The organism is Moorena sp. SIO1F2 (genome assembly GCF_010672755.1).
Taxonomy (GTDB): domain Bacteria; phylum Cyanobacteriota; class Cyanobacteriia; order Cyanobacteriales; family Coleofasciculaceae; genus Moorena.
Window position 1 is genome coordinate 1 of the sequence record NZ_JAAHFV010000200.1, and the last position, 11,624, is coordinate 11,624.

The window sequence follows — 11,624 nt, forward strand, 5'->3', positions numbered from 1 at the left end:
AGAATTAAGAATTAAGAATTAAGAATTAAGAATTAAGAATTAAGAATTAAGAATTAAGAATTAAGAATTAAGAATTAAGAATTAAGAATTAAGAATTAAGAATTAAGAATTAAGAATTAAGAATTAATTCTGACAGACAACCTTCAACATTAAACCTTCAACATTAAACCTTCAACCTTAAACCTTAAACCTTAAACCTTCAACATATCAAGGTGTTCTAAAAAATACTGACGATATAAATTACAACAGAGTGTAACTTGATTTCTCTGAACACTCACCAAACCCATACTCTGTAACTTATAGATACTGATTGGATCGAGCTCAACTCCCCTATCTGCTGCAACCACCTGTTTAAGAGTAGTAGCTAAATCAGGATTTGCCCTAAGTACACTTAAGTGTTGCCGCAAATAGTCACTATAAATTCCCGTAGCAGTAGCTGCTTCAGCGAGTAATTGTTCTAGGCTAATATTATGATAAGCCAAGTGATACAGAGCAAGCTGCACTAATCCCGGATGTCCCCCCACCACAGCCATCAGTTTGCCAGCAGCTTCACTATTTGACCAATGTAATCTATAAAGCTGAGCTAACTGTTGGATTTGCTGTTTGTTAAACTCGGGTAACTTAATCGGTAATCCCACATTAAACGGAGATTGGGAAGTTTCCAGAGCAACATAAATTTCTGTCGAGTAAACCACAACAACCCGCAGCTTTCGCCACAGCGGTAGTTGTTTAGATTCCTCATGCCAAGAGCGCAATAAGGGTAAAAAATCTTTAGCAGTTTGGGTATGCTCAAACAACCGATGGACTTCATCCATTGCCAAAACTAGGGGATGGTCTATTTTTTCTAGGATATGTTCTTGTAAGTAACTCATACAGCTGACCTTACTGCCTAGGTCTTTATCCCAATAGTCATCCAGTTGCTGGGGAAGCTGGAGTTGGTAACTGATGTTAACACATAACCAGCGCAATAGCCGGTCTAAATTGCTTAAAATGGCGGTTTCTGCTTGGTTAAAATTGAGGTAAACTCTGCCATATTGTTTTTCTCTTGCCTGGTCTAATATTCGCAATAGCAAAGACGTTTTTCCTGTCTCTTTTGGTCCTGTAATCCGGAGTAAACTTCCGGGTTGGTGAATGGCTTGATAGCAAAGCTCTTCAATCGGAGGACGCTCTATATAAAGGTGAGATGGTAGGGGAAGTGCTCCACTAGGAAATTCAGCAATTTTACGTAGGCATTGACGGCGGTAATATTGCTGAATTAGTTCTTGATGGTAGGAAGTAATCGGGGTTGTTTCCAGGGTGTTCCGGAAATTGGTCTTGGTGATCGCTTTGCCAAAAATGTCTCCCAGTAATCGCCACAACTTATAGGCAGTCTTTCTGAGGTATTCAGGGCCATAGTGTGCTTCGATCGCCATATCGGTATAGGTTTTTCCTTCCCAGGCTTGGTGCAATATCCATTCCTGAAGTGGAGTTAACTTGATTTTCTCAACACTTTTGAGGATGTCAAGTACCTGATCAATAGTCATCACTAAGAGTTCCCCAATATCTCAAACGACACTTTAGCGGTTTCTAACAAGGCAGACAATTAATTTAGGTTGATGAGCGTGATTAAACTGGCTACACTTGCTAATTGACAAATACATACTATTATGTATAGTGCTAACATGCCTATCAAATGGGTGTCTTGGGATAGTTGACAAATCAATTATTTAATGATATTTATTGGTATTTAGGTAGATTGTCTAGGGAATTAGGGGTTAATTGAGTGGCTTAATCAGATAAATTTCCAGCAGATTGGGTCAATAGTGTAGCTAAATCGTAAAAGCAATTGGCTACATTTTGGTGTTGACTGTAGAGGGCACTATCGCCACAATACTATATGTTGCTCCAAAAAATAAAACTTGTCTGCTCAATCCATAGCTTGAGATAAGTGATTTGGTATTAATAAATAAAATATGTAATTTTTTTGTGGTTTACTGTTGATGGCTTACTGTTATTAATCAATGGTAAACAACTAAGAGTTTAGGGAATAATAGTTTATCTTTAATTCCACCAAATGATTTACTTCAATCATTTAATCCAATCAATTAATAAGCAGGCAATATTTTGTTATGAAAAAAAAAATATATTATAATAATAATCAATTGCCGCCAGGCATTTATTTAAATAATTCAAGATAATTTTGCAGATGATAATTTGCCATGACAAACCCATTAATAATTATTTGTATTGATAATGATCCATCAGTTCTCAATAACCTAAAAATATCTCTAGGTAATACTCTCGGCAAAGAAAATCTGATTGAAAATTTTGAAGGGAGTAAAGGGGTTGTAAAGTTAGTCGAAGAGTTGCGCAATGACGAGTATGAAGTTGCTTTAGTTTTGGCTGGTGCTGTTATCCCTGATCTGAAAGGGGATGACTTATTAAACATAGCTTATTTTTTCTCTAATCAAACTCTCAAAATTATGCTGACGGGTGATCTGGATTTGGAAGCTACAGCCAAGGCTATTCGGTATGCAAAGTTATATCGTTACCTAGGGAAGCCTTGTCCATCTGAAGACCTGAAATTGACAGTCATAGAAGCCATACATACTTATCTTCTTGAGGAAACACTGAAGGCACAAAATCGCCAACTTCAGGAACTCAATCAGCAGTTGGAAAAAATCATCTGTGATCAAGCAGCACAGATTTCAGAATATACTACAGCACCAGAACAAGCTAATCAAGAGTGGCAGCATCTGAGTGCTATAAACCGTCAGCAAACTGTCCTAGTTGACGAACTGCTAGAGAACCAGTATCAATTGACCCAGTTTCTAGAAAGGATGCCTGTGGGTGTGGCTGTGTTTAATGATAAGGGGGTACTAGAATTCCTCAATTATAAGGCGCGGCAGTTATTCGGTAAGGGAGTCGTGCCATTAACTACAGCTGAGCAAATGCCAGAGGTTTATCAACTTTATGTTGCCGGAACCAATCAGCTATACTTTGCTGAAAAATTAGTTGCTGTAAAGGCATTAAAAGGTGAAAACGCCACCCTGGATGATCTGGAAATCCACCAAGGAGAAAAAATTATCCCTATAGAAAGTTGGGGAACACCTATCTTTAATGAATTGAGCAACATTGCCTATGCTATCGTAGCTTTTCACGATATCACCCAACGCAAAAAAGCAGAAGCAGAACACCTACGCTTGAAGCAGGAATTCTCCCAAGTCAATCAAGCTTATGCAAGCTTTGTCCCTCATCAGTTTCTCCAATTATTGAACAAACCAAGCATTACCGATGTTCAATTAGGGGATCATGTTCAGCAAGAGATGTCGGTGCTATTTTCCGATATTCGCTCCTTTAGCACCCTATCGGAAAGTATGACACCTGAGGAAAATTTTGAATTTATCAATACCTATCTTTCTCGTATGGAATCTGCCATCACTGGAAATCATGGCTTTATTGATAAATACATGGGGGATGGGATTATGGCTCTGTTTAACGAAAGTGCTAATCATGCGGTCAACGCCGGAATTGCTATGCTAAAGTCCCTAGCTGACTATAATCAATCTCGGCGAAGCTCAGGACACCCAGCCATCACCGTTGGGATTGGCATCAATACTGGTTCGTTGATGCTAGGAGCAGTGGGAGGAAAAAATCGGATGGATAGCACTGTCATCAGCGATGGGGTCAATTTAGCGTCTCGTTTAGAAGAATTAACGAAACGTTATGGGGTGCCGTTATTAATTACTCAGCATACTTATTGGAAGTTAGATAATCCCTTAGCTTATGCCATTCGCTTGATTGATCGGGTACCAGTCAAGGGGAAATCGGAAATGGTGACAGTTTATGAAATCTTTGATGCCGATAAACCTCAACTGCGAGAAGGGAAGTTAATTACTCGCAGCAAATTTGAACAAGCCTTGGTACTTTATAATCTCCATTATTTCTCCAAGGCATCAGTTCTGTTTCAGGAGTGTCTACGCTTGAATCCAGGAGATAGTGTAGCACAAATTTATCTTGGACAATGTCAACTTCATACTCGTCTCTCTGGAGTGACTAAAAAGATGGGTTTCAAGCCCCGTCCTTCTAGGACGGCTTTCAAGTAATGTGCTAGAATAAGAGAGTGGCCTAACACAGACAGGATTCGTCGGTACTGTCATAATTTCACGACGTAAAGCGATGTTAGCACTTGAGGCGCGAAAAACCTCATTAAAAACGTATGGATCCTAACAGATACCGACAACCAGTAAAGCAAACTTTGAAAACAAAAGTACCGTGGGGCACACGGAAACTGAGGAAACTCAACGCTTAGGGAGACAAGCCCACTGGGGTTAGTTAAATTAGGCTAGATGTTTGGTTTTTAACGGGCATTTGGCTTAAATATTGCCTTTGACGGATAGCTAATTTTAAGGCATGTCGAGGAACTAAGAATCCCCGTTCTTACTTCGGCGGGGAGTGTCAATAAAATCAAGCAACACTTAAAATCTAGTTGACAAAATTTTGATTATGATTTAATACACAAACCTAACAAAACACTGTCGTTTTTGAGTCTGGGCTTCAGTTAGAGTAAACCCCAGATCAGGCAAGGCTTTTAGCTAAAGGCGCGAGAAGCCTTTAGCTAACTTGGCATCAAGTTAAAGATTCACCGTTGGATGTAGAAGATGCCAATTTTTCCAATTGCTCCTGCTGGTCTTGGCTAATGCAAGATTGAATCACTCCCTCCAAGTCCCCCTCCAGCAAAGGAGCGAGGGAATAATTTTGACCCAGTCGGTGATCGGTGACCCGATTATCTTTGTAGTTGTAGGTGCGGATTTTCTCAGAACGAGCCCCTGTACCAACTTGGGAACGCCTCATCGAGGTCACCGCTTCCTGTTGTTCCTGTAACTTGATCTCATACAGCTTAGCCCGGAGAATTTGCATAGCTCGCTCTCGGTTTTGTAGCTGAGATCGTTCTTCTGTACAAAAAATGCGAATTCCTGTAGGTTTGTGGTACAAATCAACTGCCGTTTCCACTTTGTTTACGTTCTGACCACCAGCACCACCAGAACGGGCTGTAGAAATTTCGATCTCCTTGGGGTCTATGTCCACATCCACGTCATCAACTTCTGGCATCACGGCTACCGTTGCTGTTGAGGTGTGAACTCTACCGCCAGCCTCAGTCACAGGTACTCGTTGGACTCGATGAACCCCAGCTTCAAACTTTAGCTTGCTGTAAACTTGCTCTCCCTGAATTTCTAATATCGCTTCTTTGAAGCCTCCCATATCCGCCAGAGACTCACTCAATAACTTTACTCGCCAGTTTTGACTTTCGGAATAGCGTGAGTACATCCGTACCAAGTCCCCTGCCCAGATACTTGCTTCATCGCCACCAGTTCCTGCCCGAATCTCTAGCATGATATTCTTTTCATCATTCGGGTCTTTAGGCAAGAGTAATATTTTAAGTTCTCTTTCCAGATGCTCTAGCTTGGTCTGGAGTTCCTCAACTTCCAGAGCTGCCATTTCTTGCAATTCTGGTTCACCAGCCGATTCTTTAAGGATTTGCCGTGCTCCTGCCAAATCCTCTTGGGTTTTCTTCCAGTTGTCGTAAGTAGCAACAACTTCTTCTAGGGAGGAACGAGCTTTTGCCACTCGTTGCAACTCATTGGGGTCAGTGGCGATATCTGGATCAGCCAGACGCCTTGTTAATTCATGGTAGGTTTGCTCGACAGAGTTGAGTTTTTCCAGCAGGTAGGTTTCAGCCATGGTTTATGCGATCGCTCTCTTGAAATAGCCTCAGAAGTTAGGAAGGATGAAGTATAAATTTATGAATTATGAACTGGGAAGTATTAAGTGGGAAATTTAACTCCTAACTGTTTATCAAGTTTTTAGTCAACCTTAAGTTAGCCATCGCTAAACCCATTTCATCCTTCATTCCTCCTGGTTCATCTTTTCTCCTTCATCCTTCACCCTTGAACGTTAGGAGCTATTTCTTTGTCCCATCAGAGCTAGCTGTATTTTCGTCCCCATCCAGCATGCCATATTTCCGCATAAAGCGTTCAACTCGCCCTTCCGTATCAATAATTTTCTGGGTTCCTGTGTAGAAGGGATGATTACCAGACCAAACATCTACGTGAAGTTCTGGCTGAGTTGAGCCAACGGTCATCACAACTTCCCCGTTGCAATAGACTTTGGCTTCTGGGTACCACTCTGGGTGAATATCTGGTTTTGGCATAGTTCCTCCTTTGCTTTGTATTTTACTATATAATTAGCTAATTTTCCATTGCTAATTGTTAAATTCTGGTAAGGATACGCGCTACACCACAGGCTAGAAGCCTGTGCCACGCTAATTGAGGTGCTATCAGCCCCTTAGCAGTCAGCTTTTCAATCCTGTCAAACTTAGGCATGTGGCTTAATATTGCCCATACATTAGCTATTGTGGACAACCCTTAATCAGCTAATTTATTAGCTTATTTATTCTTGCTTTTAGCTAAACGTTTATTCGGAATGGCTGATAGCTGATAGCTAAGGTTTGAATGCTTACAAATTTTTAATTACCATGTTGAATTTTAAATTAGCCAGCTGATAATTTATCGCTTCGAGTATTGGGGGGCTTTCCGAGCTTTTTTCAATCCATATTTCTTGCGCTCTTTTGACCGTGGGTCACGAGTCAAGTAGCCTTCTATTTTAAGAGGTTGGCGGTTTTCTGGGTCTAGTTCGCACAAGGCTCTAGCCACCCCTAGACGCACAGCATCAGATTGTCCCGTTAAGCCACCACCGTGGGCATTGACTAGGATATCGTACTCATTTTCCAAACCTAAGGTTTCCAAAGGTGCTTTCAGGCTGGCTAGGTACATGGGGTTAAAATTAAAGTAAGCGTCCCCTGGACGTTTATTAACAATCAACTGACCGCTACCGGGAACCAAACGCACTCTAGCCACTGATGACTTACGACGACCAGTTCCCCAGTAAACAGCGCGACCTGCTTGTTCTTCTGCTTGCATTGGTTTTAGCCTCCTGGAATTGTTTTAATAGTTAGTTCTTGGGGTTGTTGTGCTTCATGGGGATGGGTCTGACCAGTGTAAACTTTCAGCTTCTTGAAAAGTTGGCGACCCAGAGAGTTTTTAGGTAGCATACCCTTGACAGCTTTCTCGATAATTCTTTCAGGTATACGTGCTTGCAATTGAGCAAAGGTTTCTGTCTTCATACCGCCAGGACGACCGGAATGGCGGCGGTATAGTTTTTGCTCCCGTTTTCTGCCAGTTACCATAACTTTTTCGGCATTGACAACAATCACGAAGTCACCAGTATCCATGTGGGGAGTGTAAGTAGGTTTGTTTTTCCCCCTCAGAATGATGGCAATTTCACTAGCTAGTCGTCCTAGACGCTGGTTGGTGGCGTCTACAACGTACCACTTTTTTTCAATTGAGTCTTTAGTTGGGATGTGGGTTTTTTCCATCAGTTCAATCAATATCAGGTTTACGGTTGGTTTGAAACGTTCAATGTTGGTTGAACGCGCACGCGTGTCCTACAGGCCAGGCTTCACAGGTTGTTCTTGCCCAGGGAGCCCTTGTCGGTTTGGTTGACAGGCTAAAAGTCAACTATTGACAGATTAAAGGTTTCATGTTATACATCTGTAAAACTAACCTTAAACATAGTTACCCCTGTAACCTTCAACCCGTCAATTGAGGTAATATAAATTTGGGTTGAGCATCATACCATATTTCTGGGGGAAAGGGGCATTCTGGGTAGCCAACCCTTAGCAAGCACAAGCCTTTTGCTGGGGAAGCGTGTTTCACTTTGTCCCGCTGTTGGTTAACCCAGATGTCAGTAAACTGTTCTGGGGTTAGCTTCCCTATTCCCACTTGTACTAGCATTCCTACCAACAGACGCACCATACCATATAGAAATCCGTTAGCTTGAATTTCTATATGAATAAATGATCCATTGCGGTAACATTCGGCTGCTTGCACATTTACCCAGGAATGCGATCGCCCCGAGTTGCTTCGGTGAAAGGCTGCCAAGTGATGCTTACCCAGCAGTGGTTTTAAGGCTGCCTGGATCAGGGATTCATCAAGGGGAGCTTGATAATAGTGCCAACAAAAGGGTTGCACAAACAAGTTAGGGCAGGCGTCGGTATAGATTGTGTATCGATAACGACGCCAGATGGCACTAAACCGAGCATGCCAGTCTGGTTGTACTAATGCTGATGCTCGGACTAAGATATCCTCTGGCAGTCTACTATTGAGTATGGCTGCCCAGCGATGGGCTGGTATTGGACCTGTGGCATTAAAATGAGCGACTTGGGCAGCAGCGTGAACCCCTGTATCAGTACGACCAGCACCATATAGGGTTATGGCTCGCTGTTGCACGGTGGACAGAACTGTTTCGATTTCCGACTGAACACTGCGATGCTTTGGTTGTCGCTGCCAGCCATAAAAGTTATTACCCAGGTATTGAATAACCAGGGCAATTCGCTGGATAGCTTTAGCATCGTTGGCAGACATCATGGATTAACGATTAACAATTGACATTTTTAATGGTTAATTGCTTTAATGGTTAATTGCCTCAGACTAGTTCAATAATAGATATTTCAGCATTATCACCACGACGCCGCACCGTGCGCAGAATTCGGGTATATCCGCCATTGCGATCGCCATATCGCTCGTTCACTCCAGCAAAGAGGGAGTGAACTAACTTTTTGTCGTAGAGATAGGCAATTGCCCTACGTCGGGATGCCAATGAACCATCCTTGGCCAGGGTAATGATTCGCTCCACCTCCGAACGAATGGCTTTTGCCCGAGCTTTAGTGGTAGTGATTCGACCATGACGCAGTAATTCAGTGGTCAGGGATCTCATCAGAGCCCGACGTTGATCTGCTGGCTTGCCCAGTTTTGGCACACGACGCCCGTGACGCATTTTTTAGCTTCCTCCTTTTTTTTGAACAAGATTTGCCTTTATTCCTAGGGTTTAGACTAGCTACTTGCGTGCTTCTCCAGTCCCTTAAGTTTAATTGTTGTGGTTAAGTCTTAGCGGATTTTTCGTGGGGCAGTGTAATTCCTAGACGTCGTTGCAGAGCTTCAATCACTTCTTCAGCCGACTTTTGACCAAAGTTTTTGATTTCTAGGAGGTCTTCCTGACTATAATCGAGCAAATCGGATACAGAATTTATCTGTGCTCGTTTCAGGCAGTTGTAAGCCCGAACCGAGAGTTGTAATTCTTCGATCGGGATTTGGCTGGTGGGATCGTCATCATCACCATAGTCATCTTTAATAGATTCGAGATTAATATCCTTGAGAGGATTGAACAGATCCACGAGGGTACCAGCCGCTTGAGATAGAGCTTCTTGGGGAGTTATACTACCATTGGTCCAGACCTCTAAAGTTAAGCGATCCTTTTCCAGAGCACCATCAATGCGAGTATTCTCAACGCTGTAATTTACTTTAGTCACCGGCATGAACACAGAGTCAATCTGGAGGAAATCTACCGCTGTTGATTCATCATGCCCCCGTTCCACAGAGCGATATCCTGTACCTTTTTCGATGCGGAACTCCATTTCCAGCTTAGCCCCTTCTGCTAAGGTAGCAACATACTGACCTGGAGCAATAATTTCCACCTCCGAGGGCAAATCAAACTGAGCAGCTCTCACAGTGGATGGCCCAGTAATCATCACTCGACCTATCTGAGGTTGAGAGGTGTAGCTTTTTAGGACAACTTCCTTCATATTCAGCATAATTTCCAGGACATCCTCTCTGACTCCCTCAATTGTGGCAAACTCATTGTTTACGCCAGCAATCCGGACAGCCGTCACTGCTGCCCCTTCTAGGTTGGACAGCAAAACTCGTCTGAGGGCGTTGCCAACCGTTGTGCCTTGACCACGTTCGAGAGGCTCTAGGACAAATCTGCTATACTGACTTTGGTTCTTCAGTGTTTTGGATTCTACACACTCAATCTGAAACTGCGCCACAGAGTGACCTCCCTCTATTCATAAGACCCCTTTAACCGAATACAGGTTGAAGGGATAGTAAGCCAAAGGGTAAAAAGGGTAAGAAGTTCCTGATGAACCTCCTCCTTTCAAGCTACTTTCCTTTCAACCTAACGGTCGCAAAAAATATACTCTTATACTCGACGCCGTTTGGGTGGACGGCAGCCGTTATGAGGAATTGGAGTTACATCCCTGATTAGGGTGATTTCCAGTCCGGCTCCTTGCAGGGCCCGAATAGCGGTTTCTCGACCTGCTCCTGGTCCACTCACCATCACTTCCACCTGACGCATACCTTGGTCTATGGCTCGTCGGGCAGCACTGTCAGCAGCGGTCTGAGCAGCGAAGGGAGTTCCTTTTTTTGCCCCCTTAAATCCACTAGAGCCAGCTGAAGCCCAAGAGACTACATCCCCTTTGGTGTCAGAAATGGTAACGATAGTATTATTGAACGTAGACTGGATGTATGCTATTCCATTGGGTACATTGCGTTTCTGCTTTTTTGTACCACCTTTTTTTGTTGGTCGCGCCATGTCACTTGACTTTACTCTATGGGTGATTGATTATCTTGGGGTTGAGTAACCTGTACAATTTTTTCGAAAGTCTTTTGTCCAAAGTCCTTTGTCCAAAGTGACTAACAGAAGGTCTCCTGGCAGTTACTTTTGACGAATGACCAATGACAAGAAAGCTGTGGTGGATAGTTGGGCTGACTAGAGCTATTACTTCTTAGCCGGTGCTTTTTTCTTTCCAGCGATAGTCACTCGTCTACCGCGACGGGTACGGGCATTAGTGCGGGTTCGCTGTCCTCTCACGGGCAGTCCCATGCGATGACGACGTCCGCGATAGGTACCAATATCTACTAGGCGCTTGATGTTCATTGACTGCCAGCGCCTTAAATCCCCTTCCACCTGATAATTTTTTTCGACAGCTGCTCTGAGGGCAGCCACCTCCGCATCGGTCAAATCCTTAACCCTCGTATCTGGGTTAACTCCTGTTGCTGCTAAAATGTCTTTAGACCGCGACAGACCGATTCCATAAATGTAGGTCAGACCTATTTCTACACGTTTATCGCGAGGTAGGTCTACACTGGCAATCCGAGCCACGCTTGGTTCTCCCTTGACTGAAGTTTTGTGCTACAAATTAAATGTATGGATTAAGTGTATGGATTTGAGATTTATCCCTGACGCTGTTTGTGCTTGGGATTGGGGCAAATTACCATAACTCTACCGTGGCGTTTAATTACGCGGCACTTCTCACACATTTTTCGGACAGATGGTCTAACTTTCATGTCTTTTTTTTCTGGACATAATGCAGTTGGTTATTATATCTTTTTTTTTGTTGACTTGTCAAATTTAACTGATTTTTAATAAAACAGAAGTCACTGCTAGTTTTACTTCTTACGCAGGCGGTAGGTAATCCTACCTTTGGTTAAATCGTAGGGGGTTAGTTCAACTTTGACCCGGTCTCCAGGCAGAATTTTGATGTAATTCCGACGGATTTTACCGGAAATATGAGCTAGGACATTAAAGCCATTGTCCAAGTCAACCCGGAACATGGCATTCGGCAGGGATTCGGTCACCGTGCCTTCCATTTCAATTAAGTCTTGTTTAGCCAACGTGTTTTAACCTCAATACAACTATCCCCCTAGGTTCTAAATTTTGATTATTTAATTCAGGGAGTCTTAACATAA

The 11,624-nt window shown here is 42.9% G+C and carries 13 protein-coding genes; 1 reads left to right on the forward strand and 12 read right to left on the reverse strand.

Annotated features, from left to right (window positions below):
• Positions 1 to 191: 191 nt before the first annotated feature.
• The gene (locus tag F6J94_RS21230; RefSeq protein ID WP_293043934.1) at positions 192 to 1,523 is read right to left on the reverse strand and encodes an AAA-like domain-containing protein; all 1,332 of its coding nucleotides are present in this window, start codon (positions 1,521 to 1,523) and stop codon (positions 192 to 194) included.
• 675 nt (positions 1,524 to 2,198) lie between these two features.
• Between F6J94_RS21230 and F6J94_RS21235 the strand changes: the two genes are divergently transcribed.
• The gene (locus F6J94_RS21235) at positions 2,199 to 4,085 is read left to right on the forward strand and encodes an adenylate/guanylate cyclase domain-containing protein (protein ID WP_293043936.1); all 1,887 of its coding nucleotides are present in this window, start codon (positions 2,199 to 2,201) and stop codon (positions 4,083 to 4,085) included.
• A 523-nt stretch (positions 4,086 to 4,608) separates the two neighbouring features.
• On the opposite strand, the gene prfA is transcribed toward F6J94_RS21235, so the two are convergent.
• From prfA to infA, 11 genes are all read right to left on the reverse strand, one after another.
• On the reverse strand, positions 4,609 to 5,721 hold the full coding sequence (gene prfA, locus F6J94_RS21240) for a peptide chain release factor 1 (protein WP_293043938.1): 1,113 nt from the start codon (positions 5,719 to 5,721) through the stop codon (positions 4,609 to 4,611).
• A 220-nt stretch (positions 5,722 to 5,941) separates the two neighbouring features.
• Positions 5,942 to 6,190 (reverse strand): 50S ribosomal protein L31, encoded by a 249-nt coding sequence (gene rpmE / locus F6J94_RS21245; RefSeq protein WP_293043940.1) that lies wholly within the window; start codon positions 6,188 to 6,190, stop codon positions 5,942 to 5,944.
• 355 nt (positions 6,191 to 6,545) lie between these two features.
• Positions 6,546 to 6,959, reverse strand: coding sequence for a 30S ribosomal protein S9 (gene rpsI / locus F6J94_RS21250; protein WP_008191157.1), 414 nt, complete (start codon positions 6,957 to 6,959; stop codon positions 6,546 to 6,548).
• A gap of 5 nt (positions 6,960 to 6,964) precedes the next feature.
• Positions 6,965 to 7,414 (reverse strand): 50S ribosomal protein L13, encoded by a 450-nt coding sequence (gene rplM / locus F6J94_RS21255; protein WP_070390670.1) that lies wholly within the window; start codon positions 7,412 to 7,414, stop codon positions 6,965 to 6,967.
• Positions 7,415 to 7,628: 214 nt separating this feature from the next.
• Entirely contained in the window at positions 7,629 to 8,462 is an 834-nt protein-coding gene (truA, locus tag F6J94_RS21260) for a tRNA pseudouridine(38-40) synthase TruA (protein WP_293043944.1), read from the reverse strand.
• Positions 8,463 to 8,523: 61 nt separating this feature from the next.
• Complete coding sequence (gene rplQ / locus F6J94_RS21265; protein ID WP_293020882.1) at positions 8,524 to 8,874, reverse strand: 50S ribosomal protein L17; 351 nt, start codon at positions 8,872 to 8,874, stop codon at positions 8,524 to 8,526.
• A 103-nt stretch (positions 8,875 to 8,977) separates the two neighbouring features.
• Positions 8,978 to 9,922: a DNA-directed RNA polymerase subunit alpha gene (locus tag F6J94_RS21270; protein WP_008191164.1), complete on the reverse strand. Its 945-nt coding sequence runs from the start codon at positions 9,920 to 9,922 to the stop codon at positions 8,978 to 8,980.
• Between the two features lie 152 nt (positions 9,923 to 10,074).
• Positions 10,075 to 10,467, reverse strand: a complete 393-nt coding sequence (gene rpsK, locus F6J94_RS21275) for a 30S ribosomal protein S11 (RefSeq protein WP_008191167.1) — start codon at positions 10,465 to 10,467, stop codon at positions 10,075 to 10,077.
• A 186-nt stretch (positions 10,468 to 10,653) separates the two neighbouring features.
• Positions 10,654 to 11,037, reverse strand: a complete 384-nt coding sequence (rpsM, locus tag F6J94_RS21280; RefSeq protein WP_008191169.1) for a 30S ribosomal protein S13 — start codon at positions 11,035 to 11,037, stop codon at positions 10,654 to 10,656.
• Between the two features lie 71 nt (positions 11,038 to 11,108).
• Positions 11,109 to 11,222, reverse strand: a complete 114-nt coding sequence (rpmJ, locus tag F6J94_RS21285) for a 50S ribosomal protein L36 (protein WP_075895709.1) — start codon at positions 11,220 to 11,222, stop codon at positions 11,109 to 11,111.
• A 102-nt stretch (positions 11,223 to 11,324) separates the two neighbouring features.
• Positions 11,325 to 11,549, reverse strand: a complete 225-nt coding sequence (gene infA / locus F6J94_RS21290) for a translation initiation factor IF-1 (protein ID WP_008191178.1) — start codon at positions 11,547 to 11,549, stop codon at positions 11,325 to 11,327.
• Positions 11,550 to 11,624 lie beyond the last annotated feature (75 nt).